10 protein-coding genes and 1 pseudogene are annotated in these 18,094 nt (G+C 57.3%); 9 read left to right on the top strand and 2 right to left on the bottom strand.

Going from position 1 to position 18,094, the window contains the following annotated elements:
* Positions 1-14: 14 nt before the first annotated feature.
* The 7 genes and pseudogenes from bcsB (at position 15) to AC3Y5R_RS14885 (ending at position 13,331) form a co-directional block, all read left to right on the top strand.
* Complete coding sequence (gene bcsB / locus AC3Y5R_RS14915) at positions 15-2,333, top strand: cellulose biosynthesis cyclic di-GMP-binding regulatory protein BcsB (RefSeq protein WP_489921999.1); 2,319 nt, start codon at positions 15-17, stop codon at positions 2,331-2,333.
* Positions 2,333-5,817 (top strand): annotated as a pseudogene (gene bcsC, locus AC3Y5R_RS14910) (cellulose synthase complex outer membrane protein BcsC). The gene bcsB and the pseudogene bcsC overlap by 1 nt, the downstream one beginning before the upstream one ends.
* A 359-nt stretch (positions 5,818-6,176) precedes the next feature.
* A complete protein-coding gene (gene hmsP, locus AC3Y5R_RS14905; RefSeq protein WP_489921998.1) occupies positions 6,177-8,183 on the top strand; it encodes a biofilm formation regulator HmsP in 2,007 nt (668 codons plus the stop codon).
* Between the two features lie 207 nt (positions 8,184-8,390).
* Complete coding sequence (locus AC3Y5R_RS14900; RefSeq protein ID WP_489921997.1) at positions 8,391-9,677, top strand: dicarboxylate/amino acid:cation symporter; 1,287 nt, start codon at positions 8,391-8,393, stop codon at positions 9,675-9,677.
* 247 nt (positions 9,678-9,924) lie between these two features.
* Positions 9,925-11,418 carry a M16 family metallopeptidase gene (locus tag AC3Y5R_RS14895; protein ID WP_489921996.1) on the top strand — a complete coding sequence of 498 codons (1,494 nt, stop codon included), beginning with the start codon at positions 9,925-9,927 and terminating at the stop codon, positions 11,416-11,418.
* 244 nt (positions 11,419-11,662) lie between these two features.
* The gene (locus tag AC3Y5R_RS14890) at positions 11,663-12,841 is read left to right on the top strand and encodes a hypothetical protein (protein ID WP_489921995.1); all 1,179 of its coding nucleotides are present in this window, start codon (positions 11,663-11,665) and stop codon (positions 12,839-12,841) included.
* The gene (locus AC3Y5R_RS14885) at positions 12,762-13,331 is read left to right on the top strand and encodes a DUF2931 family protein (RefSeq protein ID WP_489921994.1); all 570 of its coding nucleotides are present in this window, start codon (positions 12,762-12,764) and stop codon (positions 13,329-13,331) included. The genes AC3Y5R_RS14890 and AC3Y5R_RS14885 overlap by 80 nt, the downstream gene beginning before the upstream one ends.
* Positions 13,332-13,361: 30 nt before the next feature.
* On the opposite strand, the gene AC3Y5R_RS14880 is transcribed toward AC3Y5R_RS14885, so the two are convergent.
* Positions 13,362-14,237, bottom strand: a complete 876-nt coding sequence (locus AC3Y5R_RS14880) for an alpha/beta hydrolase (RefSeq protein ID WP_489921993.1) — start codon at positions 14,235-14,237, stop codon at positions 13,362-13,364.
* Between the two features lie 571 nt (positions 14,238-14,808).
* Here AC3Y5R_RS14880 and AC3Y5R_RS14875 point away from each other — a divergent pair.
* Positions 14,809-16,056 carry an alginate lyase family protein gene (locus AC3Y5R_RS14875; protein ID WP_489921992.1) on the top strand — a complete coding sequence of 416 codons (1,248 nt, stop codon included), beginning with the start codon at positions 14,809-14,811 and terminating at the stop codon, positions 16,054-16,056.
* A gap of 25 nt (positions 16,057-16,081) precedes the next feature.
* Here the strand turns inward: AC3Y5R_RS14875 and kdgK are convergent, their stop codons facing one another.
* Positions 16,082-17,014, bottom strand: a complete 933-nt coding sequence (kdgK, locus tag AC3Y5R_RS14870) for a 2-dehydro-3-deoxygluconokinase (protein WP_489921991.1) — start codon at positions 17,012-17,014, stop codon at positions 16,082-16,084.
* 264 nt (positions 17,015-17,278) lie between these two features.
* Between kdgK and pdeH the strand changes: the two genes are divergently transcribed.
* The gene (gene pdeH / locus AC3Y5R_RS14865; protein WP_489921990.1) at positions 17,279-18,052 is read left to right on the top strand and encodes a cyclic-guanylate-specific phosphodiesterase; all 774 of its coding nucleotides are present in this window, start codon (positions 17,279-17,281) and stop codon (positions 18,050-18,052) included.
* The last annotated feature ends 42 nt before the right edge of the window (positions 18,053-18,094 follow it).

Here is an 18,094-nt window from a genome sequence, read left to right as displayed (position 1 = left end):
TTGATGATGACAAAATGACGATAAAATTACGCTGGTTGACCGCTTTGCTGATGGGAGTGATGCCGCTTTCTCAGGCCGCTCCGGAAACCCCGCCTTCACCGATGCCGGAGTCGGCTGCTGCTCCTGCCGTTCCGGACAGCCTTGCGGCACCGATCGCGTTCGATCCTGCCGCGCCGGTGCGCAATACCACGCTGGATTTCGCCCGCGTTGCCCCGGCACCTGGTAGTTTCAACCTGCAGGGTATTCGTCCACAAGGGCAGATTGAGTTTGGCGTGCGCAGCGATGAAGTGGTGACCAAAGCGTTACTGAACCTCAGCTTCCGGCCTTCACCTTCGCTGCTGCCTGCGCTGTCGCACCTCAAGATCTATCTGAATGACGAGATGGTGGGACTGATCACCATCTCCCAGGATCAACTGGGGAAAAATAACCAGATCCAGCTGCCGATCGATCCGCGTTTTATCAGTGATTCCAACCGTATCCGTTTTGAACTGGTCGGTCACTACGCCAATATCTGTGAGAACCCGGCCAACAGCGCTATCTGGCTGGATATCGGCAAAGAAAGCTCGCTGGATCTTTCGATGCAAAAGTTGCCGCTGAAAGACGATCTGTCGCACTTCCCGGAACCGTTCTTCGATGCGCGTGACAGCCGCCCGCTGAATCTGCCGATGGTTTTTGCCTCTGCGCCCGATCTGGGTCAGCAGCGTGCGGCTGCCGTGCTGGCCTCCTGGTTCGGTACCAAAGCCGACTGGCGTGGGCAGACCTTCCCGGTGCTGTATAACCAGCTACCGGAGCAGCGTCATGCGGTGGTCTTTGCCACCAACGATAAGCGGCCTGACTTCCTGAAAGAGTTGCCACCAGTGGATAAGCCGACGGTGGAGATGGTCAGTCAGCCGCAGGCTCCCTATGAGAAAATGCTGCTGATTCTGGGCCGTGATGATAATGATTTGCTGACCGTCGTGCAGGGGATCGCCCAGGGCGAAATGCTGCTGCGCGGGCAGGTTTCAGTCGTGGATGGCGTGAAGGATCTCGCCCCGCGTCAGCCTTATGATGCGCCAAACTGGGTACGTACTGACCGGGCCACCACCTTTGGCGAGCTACAGCAGTATAAGGGCCAGCTGCAGGGCGATGGTATGCAGCCCAACCCGATCTCTCTGACGCTGAAATTGCCACCGGATCTGTTCCTGGTGCGGGCGCAGGGTATTGGTATGGATATTAAATACCGCTACACCTCGCCGGTGCAGGACGACGGTTCGCGGCTGGCGCTCAACCTGAACGACCAGTTCGTGCAGGATTATGCGCTGACCAGCAAGCGTGACGCTGGTAAGCAGCTGCTGCGTATTCCGCTGGTACAAAGCCTGCTGGATGACAACACTCAGCTGACTATACCGGCGCTACGCCTCGGGGTGGTTAATCAGATGCGCTTTGATTTTGAGTATGCCAGCACCTTTATCGACGGTACTTTTAACAATGCCACTAACGAAGGGCGCTGCGAAACGGTTACTCCGGTCAGCAACCACGTGGTGATCGACCCCGATTCAACCATCGACTTCTCCGGATATCGCCACTATATCGAGATGCCGTCGCTGGGCGCTTTCGCCAACGCGGGCTTCCCGTTCAGCCGGAATGCCGACCTGGCGCAGACGCTGGTACTGGTGAATGACAAACCGGAAACCGGCAAGGTCAGCGCGTTGCTGAATGTGCTGGGCAACATCTCGGCGCAGACCGGCTATCCGGCGCTGAAAGTGCAGATGACCGATGACTGGAGCAAGGCGAAAGATCAGGATGCCGACCTGCTGATGATCGGCTCAATCCCGGCAGATCTGCGCGACGACGGTAAAATCACCCTGTTGGTGCAGGCGGCGAAGAGCTGGGTCAACAAGCCCAACCGTCAGACCGCCTTCGGCAAAGAGGCTTCCTCACCTGATGACCGCAAGGCCGAAAGCCAGACCACCATCAGTTCTGCCGGAGCGATGGCCGCGCTGGTGGGCTTTCAGTCGCCGTTCCATGAGCAGCGCAGCGTGGTGGCCCTGCTGGCAGACAGCCCGCGAGCCTGGGAATTACTGAACGGTGCATTGATCGACAGTGGAAAACGCGCGGCGGTCTTCGGCTCCGCCTCGATTATTCGTGAATCCGGCGTCAATAGCCTGCGCGTTGGCGATACCTACTGGGTCGGCCATCTGCCATGGTGGGAGCGCATCTGGAATATGCTGGCGACGCACCCGGTCCTGCTGGCAGTGTTCGCTGCTGTCGTGGTGATCCTGTTCGGCCTGCTGGTGTGGAGGCTGATGCGTAGCGTGAGCCGTCGTCGCCTGGGTGACGAGGACGATATCTAGTGAAACGTCCGCTGTCGGGCCTGCTCCTGCCCGCACTCTTACTGCCGCTGAGCTGCGGCGGCCTGGCCGCTTCTTCTTCTGCGCAGGTGGAGCCGGTTGACTGGCTGCTGCAGCAGGTGCGGGTGGGAGAGTCTACCAACAAGTACGATCTGGTCACCCAGTCGCTGTACCGGCTGGGCAAAATCGCCCCGGATAATCCACAGGTGCTGGCGGCGCAAATTCGCTTCGCCCTGCATCAGGGTGAGCAGGATAAAGCCCGGCAACTGATGGCTGAGCTGAAAAAAATCTCGCCGGATTCCGCCGCCACCCGTCAGGCGGAGGCCAGCATTATGCTGATTTCCGATGAGGGACGGCAGCAGTTGCAGCAGGCCAGATTGCTGGCTGCTTCCGGACGGCTTCTCGATGCACGGGCGGCTTACGACCAGCAGTTTAAGGGCATTTTCCCCTCAGATGACATTGCGCTGGAGTACTGGCGGCTGGCGGCTCGTCTGCCTGACCAGCAGTCTCTGGCGCTGACCAAATTGCAGGCGCTGGATCGGGATGCGCCGGGCAACGTCAGCGTGCGGATGGCGATTGCCCAGATGCTGCTAAGCCGGGATGACCGCGACGCAGCGGTACGGGAGCTGAAAATTATCTCAGCCGATCCTGCCGGGCGCGATCAGGCCGCTGAACTCTGGCTGAGCAGCATCCAGTCACAGCCGGTGACGCCACAGACGGTGGCCCAGTTGAAGGACTACCTCGCCACCTTTACCAGTGACCAGCCGCAGACCGATGGCCTCGCCGAACTGGCCCGTCAGCAAGAAATGCTGGCCGATCCGGCCTATCAGCAGCGCCTGCGCGGGCTGGCTTTGATTGGTCGCGGTCAAAGTTCCAGCGCCATTCCTGCCCTGAAGGCGGCGCTGAAAGCCACGCCGGATGACCCCGACCTGCTTGGGGCGCTGGGGCAGGCTTACTCCCGCGCCAATAATCGTGAAGAAGCGAACATCTGGTATCAGCGGGCGATTGTGGCGGATGCGCAGGGCACCGATATCGGCAAATGGCGCAGCCTGCTTCAATCTAACCAGTACTGGCTGGCGGTGGCGCGGGGCGATAAAGCGCTGGCGACGGGGGATCTGGCCGCTGCGAACCGCAATTATCAGCAGGCCCGCAGGCTGGATGGTACGGATGGTTATGCGTTAATCGGCCTGGGCGATGTGGCGCTGGCGCAGAAGAACACGGTGGCAGCGGAAGAACATTTCCGTCGTGCGCTGCGGATTGACCCCACCAATACCACGGCAGCCAGAAGGCTGGCGTCTCTCTATCAACAGCAGTCGCCAGAAGAAGCGATGGCGTTTATTAACGGGCTGCCTGCCGGGCAAAAACGTGCTCTGGGCGGTTCGCTGGTCGCCCTGCGCAGCAATGCGCTGAGTGCCGAAGGTGATAAGCTGGTCGGGGAAGAAAACTGGCAGCAGGCAGCGGACAAATACCGCCAGGCGCAGCAGGATGTCCCGGATGATATCTGGCTGAATTACCGGCTGGCGGAGGCGCTGCGTCAGGCAGGCCAGCCGCAGGCGGCGGACAACCAGATGGCGGCAATGGCGCGCCAGAAGCCAGCCGATACTACCCAGGTTTATGCTTACGCGCTCTATCTCTCCGGTAGCAATCGTCCTGATGAGGCTCTCAGCCAGCTGCATGCTCTGCCGCAGGCGAAGTGGGACAGGATATCAAAGAGTTGAATACACGTCTGGAGACCGACATTGCTGTCGCCAGAGCTGAGCAGCTGCGCACTTCCGGCAATCAGGCCGGGGCGATGGCTCTGCTTGGCACACTTCTGCCCTCAACGCGGACTGAGTTAATTCAGGCTGACTGGGCGCTGGAAGGGGGTGAGAGCGAACAGTCACTGCAGCGCTATCGTGCTGTGCGGGCGAAAGAGCCACAGAATAACGATGCGCGGCTGGGTGAGATCGAGGCACTGGTGGCGTTGAACAGATTGCCGGAAGCCCGTCAGCAGCTGACAGAGCTGCCAGCCTCAGCCGCAACAGAAAGTGTGAATACCGGGCGAAGGGTGGCGAATGCCTGGCTGAGCGTGGGTGACACAAATCGCGCCCGGGCGCTTTACGCCAGCCTCAAGCCGCTGGCAGCGAAAGAGATGCCGTCGCAAAGCAGCGCGCTGGTCTATCGGGACTCGGCGCGGCTGGAAGCCAGTCAGAAACAGCCGCAAGCCGCGCTGGCAGATTATCGCCAGGCGATGATGGCCAGTGGTATCACCCCCAAACCACCGGAAGAGCCTGACGATTTCACCCGTCTGACGCGCAACGATAAGATGGATGACTGGCTGAAGCGGGGGATCCGCAGCGATGCCGCCAGCCTCGCCCGCCAGCAGGACACCACGCTGACGCTGGAAGAAAACTACTCCCGCGACAAAGGTACTGGCGGTGTCTCGGACTTCACCGCTCATACCACCATGATGCAGGCGGAAACTCCGGTTGCCGAAGGCAAAGGCTTCCTGCGGCTGGATAATGTGGATGTTTCTGCCGGGACTTTTTCACGCAACAGCAGCGGGAATGTTGACGAAAACTTTGGCACCTGTGCCAACGACGATGCGGTCTGTAACCGCGACTACCGCCAGCACCAGAACGGAACCAGCGTGGGGGTTGGTTATAACAGCGAGACATGGTCGGCGGATATCGGCACCACGCCGCTGGGCTTTGAGGTCACCAACTGGGTTGGGGGCGTTACCTGGAACACCGACGTGAAGGATCTGGGGGTGTCGCTGACCGCTTCCCGGCGGCCAATCTCCAGCTCGCTGCTGGCGTTTGCCGGCGCGCGAGATCCGAACCAGCTCAGTGGAAAAACCTGGGGAGGCGTGGTGGCGACCGGGGGGGCCATTGGTCTGAGTTATGATCAGGGCGAAGCCAACGGCGTCTGGGCCAATCTCAGCGCTCATCAAATCACCGGTGAAAACGTTGAGAATAACTCCCGCGAGCGGCTGATGGTGGGCTATTACTACAAGCTGATCAACGAAGATAATCGCCGGGCCACTATTGGCCTGAACGGCATGTTGTGGCACTACGCTCACGATCTCAGCGACTATTCGCTTGGCCAGGGGGGGTATTACAGTCCGCAAAGCTACAGCTCGCTCGCCGTGCCGCTGACTTATCGCCAGCGCACAGAAAACTGGTCATGGGATCTTGGCGGTTCGGTTTCCTGGTCGCACTCGCGCACCAGTGGCGAACCTCGCTATCCTGTGGATTTCGGTTCGCTGACCAGCAATAATCCCACCAGCAGTGACAGCAGCAGCCGCGGTTTTGGTTACACGCTGCGGGCTGTGATTGAACGACGCCTGACTGCCCACTGGACGCTGGGAGCTGGCGTGGATATTCAGCAGGCGAAAGATTACACCCCAAGCCACGGATTGCTCTATCTGCGCTATTCGATGGCGGGCTGGGAAGGCGATCTGGATATGCCGCCGCAGCCATTGACGCCATACGCTGATTTCAAATAACCCTTTTCCCATCATACTTCGAGCTGCAGATGCGGTGGCTGCACGAGTGCACCCCAGTCACTTACCTGAGTAAGCTGCTGGGGATTTATGAACCTCGTCCCTGAGGTTCACCCTGCGGGCCAGCACAAGCGCTGTTCAAATCGGTTCCCGACCGATTTGTACTCGCTGGCCGCCTTTCTGCAGCCCGAATCTATTTTGGAAAAATAGGATAAAAAATACTTAAAAGCGTCTGGTTTCCCTCGGAAAGCACCTAATCCGCTCTCGTCTTTCAGGGATAACTTAACAAGTGCCCGCCATACGATATACTCAGGGCTGTTTTGCCGCCCCGGTGTGGCGGCATCCCGTTTTGGAGAGCAGGCTTGCGCGTGAGTCGTTCATTAACGATAAAGCAGATGGCGACGGTTTCAGGCGTTGCGGCAGTCACCATCTGTATTTTTATCGTCATTCAGCTTTTTCATTTTGTGCAGCAGCGCAGGATTGACTACGCCCAGCAGATGGAAAACGTTGCGCATACCGTGCGTCAGCCGCTGTCGCGGGCGGTGCTCAAGGCCGATATCAGCCAGGCCGAGCTGATCCTTGATTCGCTCAAGCCCGCCGGGATCCTGGCGCGGGCTGAAGTGGTGCTGCCGAACGGCATGCAGGCCCTGCACACTGATTTTGAACCGGCAAGACCGGTGCCGGAGTTTATCGCCAGGATTTTTGAACTGCCGGTGAAAATCACCGTACCGCTCTATTCGGTAGAGCCTGCCAACCCGAAACCGCTGGCGCTGCTGGTGCTGCAGGCCGATTCATGGCGGGTGTATCAGTTTATCCTCAGTGCGCTGTCGACCATGGTAACCACTTACCTGCTGCTGGCACTGATCCTTTCTGTGGCCATCAGCTGGTGCATTAACCGGCTGATTGTCCGGCCACTGCGGGTGATTGCCAGAGAGTTGCAGGATCTGCCGCCGCAGGAGGCCATATCACACCAGCTGGTGCTGCCAGATCGCCATTGCGATGATGAACTGGGAATGCTGATCCGCAGCTACAACCGCAATCAGCAGGTCACCGGGGCGGTACATGATGAAATGAGCCGTCTGACCACCCATTTTGCCCTGACCAATCTGCCGAACAAAACGCTGTTCCTCGCGCTGCTGCATGAGCATCTCAATTCGCTGGCTGAGGAGGAGTCATTCACCGTGCTGGTGCTGCGTATTGAAACGCTGCAGGAAGCCAACGGCGTGGTGACGGATGAGCAGCGCGATGCCCTGTTGCTGACGCTGCTGGAAAAAATACGGAACTGCATCGACAGTCAGACGGTGATCGGGCAGCTCTCAGGCAGCGATTTGGTGCTGCTGGCTAAGCGCGCCAACAACCCGTTCCGCGCGATGCGGCTGGCCCGTTTGCTGCTGATGCGTCTTAACCAGCCGGTGGCGCTGCAGCAGATGCAGCTGCGCCCGAACGTCAGCATTGGCCTGGCGCAGCGTGATTCCAGCCAGCTCAGCGCACAGGATTTCCTCAGCCGGGCGGCTTCCGCCATGATGTCGGCCCGCCACCAGGGCAAAAACCAGATCCTGTTCTTCGACCCGGTCATGATGGAGCGGGCGCACAAGAGGCTGACCCAGGAGCACGATATTCTGCAGGGGCTGGAAGAAGAGAAGTTCTCCCTGTTCCTGCAGCCGCAGGTTGATATGCGCAATGGCGATCTTCTGGGCGCGGAAGCCTTACTACGCATGCGCCAGCCGGACGGTAGCTGGGCGCTGCCGGAAGATCTGATTGTCAATGCGCAAGAGATTGGTGTGATTAGTTCACTGGGCCGCTGGGTGTTCGGGGAGTCGTGCCGGATGCTGGCTGCGTGGCAGAAAGCCGGGATTAAACTGACTCTCAGCGTCAACCTTTCCGCCGTGCAACTGCGCGAGCCGGATATGGTGAACCATCTGCGGGAGCTGATTGCCCGCCACCAAATCTGCCCTGGCAGCCTGATGCTGGAAATCACCGAGACGGCGCAGGTCGGCGAACCGGAGCTGGCGCTGCGCCTGCTCAGCGAGCTACAGCAGGTCGGGGTGTCGGTGGCGCTGGATGATTTCGGGATGGGTTATGCCAACCTCAACTGGCTGAGCCGGTTTAAATCTTTGCCAATCAGCAAACTGAAGATGGACCGCAGCTTTGTCTGTGAACTCCCTCACGACGACACCATGGTGAAGATTGTCGCGGCAATTGCCGACATCATCAGGCTGGACGTGATCGCTGAAGGGGTGGAAACCCAGGAACAGCGCAGCTGGCTGCTAGCCTGCGGTATCCATATCGGCCAGGGTTATCTCTACTCTGAGGCTTTACCGGTGCAGGTATTTAACGACAAATATTTCGCCGGGCGGCTGCCGGACTGACGGGGCCGCCTGCAAAGGGTAGCCCTGGACTCAAATCACTCAGGGTATTCCTGGCGCTGAAGTGATTCAGCTCTTAAAACTGCGCGTCAGTCGCGTCAGAATGTGTCAATTTATATCAATCCCGTTAACAGAGTGTTATTTTCGCGCTGAAGTCAGTCGATAATTACAACAAGTTCACTCGCAATCCAGTCGTTAACGGACACTTTTATGAAAACCTCCCTGTTCAAAAGCCTCTATTTCCAGGTACTGACAGCTATCGCCATCGGCGTATTGCTGGGGCATTTCTACCCCGAGTTGGGTGCCCAGATGAAACCACTGGGCGACGCCTTCGTAAAACTGATCAAGATGATTATCGCTCCGGTGATTTTTTGCACCGTGGTAACCGGTATTGCCGGTATGGAAAGTATGAAGGCGGTGGGCCGTACCGGTGCCGTGGCACTGCTCTATTTTGAAATTGTCAGTACCGTTGCGCTGATTATTGGCCTGGTGGTGGTGAATGTGTTGCAGCCTGGCGTCGGGATGAACGTTGATCCTGCCACGCTGGATGCCAAAGCCGTCGCGGTATATGCCCAGCAGGCGGAGCAGCAGGGCGTTATCGCTTTCCTGCTGGATATTATTCCTGGCAGTGTGATCGGTGCCTTCGCCAGTGGTAATATTCTCCAGGTTCTGCTGTTCGCCATCCTGTTTGGTTTTGCCCTGCACCGCATGGGCGATAAAGGCACGCTGGTGTTCAACTTTATCGAAGGTTTCTCGCAGGTCATTTTCGGCGTTATTAACATGATCATGCGCCTGGCTCCGATCGGCGCGTTTGGCGCGATGGCCTTCACCATCGGCAAATACGGCGTCGGCTCGCTGGTGCAGCTCGGCCAGCTGATTGTCTGCTTCTATATCACCTGCGTGCTGTTTGTGGTGGTGATATTGGGGCTGATTGCCCGCGTGGTCGGCTTTAACATCTTCAAATTTATCGCCTATATCAAAGAAGAGCTGCTGATTGTGCTCGGCACCTCCTCTTCCGAATCTGCGCTGCCGCGGATGCTGGATAAGATGGAAAAGCTGGGGTGTAAAAAGTCGGTAGTCGGGCTGGTTATCCCAACGGGTTATTCATTTAATCTCGACGGCACTTCAATTTATCTGACCATGGCGGCGGTCTTTATTGCTCAGGCTACCAATGCACATATGGATATCTGGCACCAGATTACTCTGCTGGTGGTACTGCTGCTCTCCTCGAAAGGGGCGGCTGGCGTGACCGGCAGCGGCTTTATCGTGCTGGCGGCAACCCTGTCGGCGGTGGGCCATTTACCGGTCGCCGGGCTGGCACTGATCCTGGGGATTGACCGCTTTATGTCCGAGGCGCGCGCCCTGACCAACCTGGTCGGCAACGGTGTGGCGACTATCGTGGTGGCGAAGTGGGTTGATCAACTGGATGAAAAACAGCTTAAGGAGACGCTTTCAGCACCAAAAAAGGCAAAAAAGCTGTCTGAAACCTCGCTGTAATTCGTTAATTTACTAAATATCCTGACAAATGCCCGCCGTGACTTGCCCTCACGGCGGGCATTTGCATAATAACCCCCAGAGATTTTTATCATTTTTCACTTTCCGGTGGGACATCCCCGCCGATGCGTGGTCTAAGAAGCTGTTCCGTCCTAAAACAGCGGCTTCCCTGAGTTATCCTTTCGACTGATAGCAGCAGGCCGTAGATCGCCAGTGATTTTTTTTGGTTTGTGATTGAGTAGGGGTTCACATGCAGGGCACCAGAATTCGTCTTTTGGTTGGTGGGATACTGCTGGCCGCCGCCAGCGGCACTGTGCAGGCTGAAACACTCCAACCCGATCCCGCCTGGCAGCAGGGAAAACTCGATAATGGTTTCAGCTGGCAGGTTCTGACAACGCCGCAGCGTCCCAGCGATCGTGTTGAAGTTCGTCTGATGATCAATACCGGCTCGCTGGTGGAAAATACCCAGCAGCGCGGATACAGCCACTTACTGCCGCGTTTAGCCCTGGTGCATAACGCGAAGCTCGATACTGCTCAACAGCGCTCGCTGTGGCAGCAGGGTATCGATCCCGATCGTCCGCAGCCACCGGCCATCACTTCTTATGATTTCACTCTTTATACCCTGAGTCTGCCGAACAACCGCCCGGAAGTGGTAAAAGAAGCCATGAACTGGCTGGCGGCGACGGTCGGGGGGATGACCATTAATGAGCAGACGGTCAATGCCGCGCTGGGCGCGGACGATCCGATTGCCACCTGGCCTGCCAATCCGCAGGATGCCTGGTGGCGCTATCGCCTGAAGGGGTCAGCGCTGCTGGGCCATGACCCGGCCACGGCAGCCAGTGCGCCGGTGGATATCGACAAGCTCAATGCTTTCTATAAGCAGTGGTACACGCCAGATGCAATGACGCTGTTTGTGGTCGGTAATGTGGACAGCCGCAGCCTGGGTGAGCAGATCAACAAAACCTTCTCGCAGCTGAAGGGCAAGCGTAATGCGCCTTCCCCAATGCCTACGCTGTCGCCATTGCCGCCACAGCCAGTTAACCTGATCAACAGCAACGTTAATCAGGATCGCCTGTCGCTGGTGTGGGATACCCCCTGGCAGCCAATCCGCGATTCGCAGAATCTGCAGCGTTACTGGCAGAGCGATCTGGCCCGCGAGGCGCTGTTCTGGCACGTTCAGCGAGTACTGAGTGAGAACAAAGCTCAGAAGGTCCAGGTGGGCTTTGACTGCCGTGTGCTGTATCAGCGTGCGCAGTGCGCCATTAATCTGGATGCTGACAACAACACGCTGACCAGCAACCTGAACCTGGTGGCGCATGAAATGGCGAATATTCGGGATAACGGCCTGCCGCAGGAAGAGTTCGATGCGCTGATGGCGCAGAAAACGGCGGAGCTGAACAAGTTGTTCGCCACCTATGCGCGGACGGATACCGATGTGCTGATGAGCCAGCGTCTGCGTTCGCAACAGAATGCGGTGGTGGATATCGCGCCTGAACAGTATCAGAAGCTACGCCAGAGCTTCCTGTCCGGCCTGACGCTGCAGATGATGAATCAGGAGCTGCGCCAGCAGCTGTCGCAGGATCTGACCATGGTGCTGATGCAGCCGCAGGGCGAGGCCGAAACCAACGTGAAGGTACTGGAAGAGAGCTGGCAGAAAATTATGAAGCCAGCGCCGGAAGCGCCTGCCGCGCCAGTGGATGAAACCAAGCCGGAAGTGTCGGATATCCCTGCTTCACAGAACTGAGTGGCTGCCCGGCCAGGTTGTATAACGACTGGCTGAGTTATACAGTCCCATAAAATTGGGTTTTCCTGATCCACAAACCCCGTCTTTCACCAGAAGGACGGGGCTTTCTGATACTGGCCCCATTTACCAAAGGTGGCTTTCATCTCATCATCAGTGGCAAACTCGCCAGCATCCGCTTCTTCTGGCACCTGTTCAGTCTCTGCAATCTGCCAGGCTTCTCGCTGCAGATAGTCCCTCGGCCAGAATGTTGAATGAGCAGGGCCAGCTGATTTGTCGCGATCCGTCTGCATTTTCTCCATCAGGAGCAGAGAGGATACTGAACGAATATCAGCGATCGGTCAGCCGTCGCGACTACCGTCATTCCGGCGGCAAACCCCGACCCACCGGCGTTGAAGTGCAGCGACGGACGGCTGAACCGGAAGCAATTATTCCTGCTGCCCGGCGGCCGGAACCTGAGCAGCGTGCACAGAGCGCCCGTAAATCCCGTGAAATCACCCTGACACTCGGCGTGTTTTTTGACGGCACCGGCAATAACGCCGTCAACACTCAGAACATGCTGGCAGCGTGTAGCGGCAAGCATTTCAGCCTGAGCAATACCGACGCGCAGTCCATCCTGAACCAGGCGGCACGGGAGATGATGGGCATCAGCGGCGTCGGGGCCACCAGCCACACCGGTTATTACACCAACGTGCACTGGTTGAGCACGCTATACAAACAGCGATTTCCCGCCGACAGTGAGCAGGCCCAGCAGGCCGTGTATATCGAGGGCATCGGCACCCGGGCGGGCGAGGCGGACAGCACGGTGGGGCTGGTGCTGGGGATTGCCGATACCGGCGTGGTGGCCAAAACGGATGATGCGGTGGCGCAATTGCCCGCTGCTATACAGCAGGCCCTCTCCAACATCCGGGAGGCGGTGGCTCATGCTCCCTTTACGATTAACAACCTGCAGTTCGACCTTTTCGGCTTCAGCCGGGGCGCTGCCGCCGCACGTCATTTCGCTAACCGTATCTGTTCGCAGGACCCGGCTATGATCAGCGCTATTCGGCAGGGGCAGAAGACGGGCAGCTTCAGCGCGGCGGAATATGACCTGATTGCGGACTATATTCACTGCTCCGCGCACTGGAATGCGCGGCTAACGGACGTGGCGGGCAGCATTCAGGGAGGATTATCGCCGTCGGAAACGCTGGGCTTTCCCCATCGCCCCGACGAACGCTGGTGCCGTACGGTTATAATATGGAAGGAAAAAAACAATGTTGATAAAACGCACCACCGCGCTGCTGCTGATGCTGAGCGGCTGTCAGGGACAGACAAAAACCTCGCCGTTTTACTGGGGCGACTATCCGTTGCCGTATGGCAAATGGAGGTTTGCCTTTTTTACCCCCAAAGCACTGCCCGCACTGGTGACTCACGCAAGCATTTTTGATACGAGAGGTTATCTGCTCAGCTTTAATACGCTGGACAGTACCCAGGACAATCCTTACAGCGTCGGCACATGGAGTGAAAATGTCAGGCGCAGCTCCATTCACTTCAATCGGGCGGATTACCCGCCGCAGTATATGGTGTTCTGCTGGGACTCAATCATTGATAAAAAGGGGTATGAAACCAGCCTGTTTTTCCCGGAATCGGTGTGGCAGAAGATGAAGTCACCCACCGCCAACAAATACCGTCCGGGCAAGCCCGCGTGGTATGACACCCTGCTGTTCGGGCTGGCACCGGAGGGGAAAGTGCGGGTGTGGTTACAAAACAGCGGGGGCGGGGATAATTACCCGGTTCCGGTGGTTAACCTGAAAACCGTCTCCGGGGATAAGCTGGACGTCTGCAAAAATATTACCCGACATCCTGATGGCTATGAGTATTACGGCGAAACGCCAGAGTTTATCAAAGACAAAACTTATCCCTATGGCCGGTGGTAAGAGAAACCCGGAAGTCAGCGTGGCGCACATTCACCACACGCGGGCGCGCAGCCATTCGTTAACCAGCATCGGCCAGCTGGCCAGCGGCAGGTCTGCCACATTGCGGATGCCGAAGCCGTGGCCGCCTTTTTCGTAAAAGTGCAGCTCGCTGGAGACTTTCTTTTCACGCAGGGCGCTGAACATCACCATGCTGTTATTAATGGGGACTGACTCGTCATTCACCGCATGGATCAGCAGGGTCTGCGGTGTTTGTTCGCTGACGCGGGTTTCCATTGAGTAGGCATCGATTTCACGCTGTGTGGGGTGCTCGCCCAGCAGGCGGAGGCGCGAGCCAGTATGCGCCAGCCCTTCGCGCATGCTGATCACCGGATAGAGCAGCACCAGCGCATCGGGCCTTGCCGTCAGCGAGTCGGCGATATCCTGCACCGGATAGATTTTTTCATTGAAGCGCGTCCCGACGCTGGCCGCCACGTGCCCACCGGCGGAAAAACCCATCATCACAATACGCTTGCCGTTCAGGCCCCGCGCGGCGCGATGGCGCAGTACGCGGACAGCCCGCTGGGCATCGGATAACGGCGCATCGGCGGCTTCGTGGTGGCCATCCTGCGGGAAGCGGTAAGTCATCACCGCCAGCGTGTAGCCCATCGCGGTAAAGAACATCGCCAGCGCGCTGCCCTCTTTGTCGATCATAACGCGCTCAAATCCGCCGCCCGGGGCGACCAGCAGCGTCACGCCGTTGGACTCCTCCGGATACCAGAAGGCGATTTCAGGACAGCGCACGCCGGAGGCGGCACGATCGAAAGGTTCATATTCTTTGGCCAGGTCAACAATTTGAGGCTGCACCCGGGAGTCACTGGCACCGGGTGCATCCCCGGTGGGCCAGATATTAATAATGTCGGCTTTCATAGGCACTCCTTTTTATCGTTATTTAAAGTGAAAGAGCCCGCGATGAAATTGTCGTCCGGGTGCAGTAATAAGCATCGCCTGTTTAATAATAATACGTCCAGCAAATAGCGGTCGTGCCAGTCAGTTTCAGACAATACCCAGACGATGGGTAAACAACTATTCTGGTTTTCATGGTTTCTGGTTATCTGTGTGTTTTTAAAGGAAACCATGATTTAATGGTTTTACTACTGAATCGGCGATAAAGGGATTTTAGTTAATTATTAATCTATTCAAATCATTATGAGTTACTCATTCTGTGGAGGATCCTTTTTCAGGAGTATTCTTATTCAGCCTGGTTATGGGTTTTATGTTTTTTTCTGCCAGAGTGAAAGGTCAGTTTACGTCTGAGTGTTGAATGATGATTAATTAAGGCCAGGTGTCGGGTATTATATTGGGGTATCTGTTTTTATCTGCCGCTTATTGATTACTTCTGCGATTTATACGGGGTAATCTGCTAATAATTTTACTTTGTGCTTTACTGTGGTGTGTGTTCGCTTTGCAGGAGAAAACCGTGGCCCGGGGAGGCTTGAGCATGACCCGTCTTCTGGCTCTTATTGCGCTGTTTTTCTGCCTGCGGGCAGCAGCGATGTCACCTGCTTTTCTCGACCAGACGATGATGGCGGTGGTCAGGGATCGGCTGGCGAGCGGCCAGGCGGCGGCGCAAACTCAACAAGCCTGGCAGGTACTGAAGCGGCAGGCGGACAAGGATCTGGCTCAGCCGCTGATGAGCGTAACGGAGAAAGGCCTGCTGCCACCCGGTGGTAGCAGGCATGACTATCTGAGCCTGAGCGCCTACTGGTGGCCGGATCCGCAGCACCCTGATGACCGGTGGATCCGCCGCGATGGGGAGATTAATCCTGCCAGTAAAAATAATCAGTCGGATGGCGTCAGGCTGGCGGCGTTTACCTCCCGCGTGCAGGTGCTGACGCTGGCATGGTATTTCTCCGGTGAACCGAAGTATGCCGACAAGGCCATTGCGCTGTTGCGCCACTGGTTTCTCGATCCCGCCAGCAAAATGAACCCCAACCTTAATTTTGCCCAGGGAGTACCGGGAGTGGCAGCGGGGCGCTCCAGCGGCATCCTTGATGGTCGCTACTTTGCCACCCGCGTGGTGGATTCACTGATCCTGCTGCGTGCTGCATCTGGCTGGCGGAAGGAAGACGAACAGGGAATGCAGAGCTGGATGCAGGAGTATCTGACATGGCTGGAGAACAGCAAGGCGGGCAAACGTGAGGCGAGGGCGGCGAATAATCACGGTAACTGGTACAGCGTGCAGCTCGCGGGGATCGCCTGGTATCTGCAGAAAACGCCGATTATCACGCAACAGGTCAGGGCGACCAGAGCGCGAATGCAGCAGCAGATATCAGCCGATGGCAGCCAGCCGCTGGAACTGGCGCGTACCCGGTCGTTTCACTACAGCTATTTTAATCTGCAGGCGTTGGTTGCCCTCGCGGTGCTGGCCGAGCGATCCGGTGCTGGCGATCTTTGGCGATCGGATGCCAACGATCCCAGCGGTACGAAGAAGGTGGGGATCCTCACCGCGCTGGACTTTATGGCTCAGTGGACTGACAGCACCAGACCGTGGCCCTATCAATCCCGGGATCGCATCTGTGAAAGGCTGATCCCACTGCTTTCTCAGGCGGATAACAGCCTGCACGAGCCGCGTTATCAGCAGTTTGTCCGGCGGGCGACCTTTCATGCCCCGGATAAAACTCAGCGTGGCGCACTCATCGAAGCCCAACGTGAAACCTGGCTGCTGTCGCTGCCTGGCATCAGATAACGGCCTGCGTGGACAGGCCGCTCCCTTATTCCGGCATGGCGGAAAGCGGAATAATCGCGCCACGATGCTGGATCACCGTGCTGGCGGTCAGATGGCCGCGGCGGGCCGCCTCTTCCGCGCAGCCACCGCTCAGCCTCACAGCCAGATAACCGGCACTGAAGGAGTCTCCGGCAGCGGTGGTGTCCACCACGCTGCTGGCCGGGAGTTTTACCGCAGGCACTTCAATCAGTGGCTGCTCTGCCAGCGAAACCAGGCAGGACTCCGCGCCACGCTTGATCACCACTTCGTTTACACCCGCCGCCCGCGTTCTGGCAATCACCTGCTCCACGCTGGCTTCGCCCCACAGTAGGGTCTCATCATCCAGCGTCAGGAAGGCGATATCGGTGCAGGCCAGCATCACCTGATAGGCTGCCTGAGTCACTTCCGCCGATGGCCACAGGCGCGGGCGGTAGTTGTTATCGAAAATGACCTTACCGCCGTTCTGCCGACAGGTAGCCAACAGCGCCATCAGCTTTTCCCGGCTCTGTGGGCTGAGGATCGCCAGGCTGATGCCGCTCAGGTAGAGGTAATTAAATTGGGCCAGCTTCCGGGCAATCTCATCGGCCTGTTCGCCCTCCAGCCAGAAGCGGGCGGCGGCATCGTTGCGCCAGTAATAGAAGGTCCGCTCGCCCTGAGCATCCGTTTCAATCACGTACAGGCCCGGCAGTTTGTTCTCCATTCGCTGGATCAGCGAGGTGCCGACTTTTTCCTGCTGCCACGCCGCGATCATCTCACTGCTGAAAGTGTCAGTGCCCAGCGCGGTCACGTAATCCACACTCAACTGCTGTTCATCAACCTGACGCGCGATGTAAACCGCAGTGTTCAGAGTATCGCCACCAAAGCCGCGGCTCAGGTCGCTACTCTTCTGTGAAAGTTCGATCATGCATTCGCCAATAACGGCGATGGTCTTCTTTGTCATAGTAATCAGCTCGCTGTTAATTTGCTCCAGTCTGGCTTTGCTGGCCGGCAGAGTCAATATTTTAAAACAACGTTTTATTTTTATGTAAAGCGCGAAGAAACGGTTAAAAAGCTGTCTGTTAAAGCGATTGAAAGCGCAGCGGTGGGGCGATGATGAGACGGCATAAGGGTGCACAATCACGATAAAATTATACAGGTTGATGCCGATACTTGGGTGACGGGAGATCTTCCCCGCGCGATCTCATCTTATTAAAGGGTCAACAACATGGTGCTGAAGAACATCAGTCACCGGCTTCCTTCCTCAATTGTCGTTAAAAAACAACAAGAAGAGCGTTTGTACTGGCAGCAGTGTCAGCGCACCTATACGTTTCAGCCTATCTACCGGGTGACCGGCAGTCTGATGGCAATTGAGCTGCTCACGGCGGTGTTTCACCCTTCCGCGCCGGGCCAGAGGTTATCGCCGGAGTCCTATTTCGCCGCGATTGACATTGCGCAGCGACTACACGTGGTTCGTGAGCAGCTGGAGCTGCTGGCAATATGGGAAAGCAAGTTTGCGGATGGGCAAATGGTGGCTTCGGTCAACATCGATGGCCCGACGCTGCTGGCCATTCAGCATAACGCCTCAATCCGGCAGTTGATTGCCCGTTGCCCCTGGGTGCGCTTTGAACTGGTGGAACACCATGCACTGCCTCAGGAAAAGATTATCTCGCAAATGCCCGAACTGGGGCCGCTGTGGCTGGATGATTTCGGTTCGGGGATGGCAAACTTTTCGGCGCTGACCGAACTGAAATATGACTACATCAAGATGGCCCGCGAGCTGTTCATCCTGCTGAGAAAATCAGAAGAAGGCCGGAATTTGTTCAACATGCTGCTGGCGCTGATTAACCGTTACTGTAAGGGCGTCATCGTGGAAGGTGTTGAAACCATTGATGAATGGATTCAGGTGCAGAATTCTCCCGCCTGTGCCGCACAGGGTTACTACTTTGCCCGTCAGATGCCTTTTGACCAGTTTTCAGCCCTGCCACCGCACCTGATCTGATGCCGTTTCCGCTTCTCTCGTCTATCTTTACAGAAGACAAGA

The organism is Erwinia sp. 009765445, from assembly GCF_058137865.1.
The sequence above is the reverse complement of the archived record's forward strand: the minus strand, read 5'-3'. Positions and strand labels throughout refer to the sequence as shown.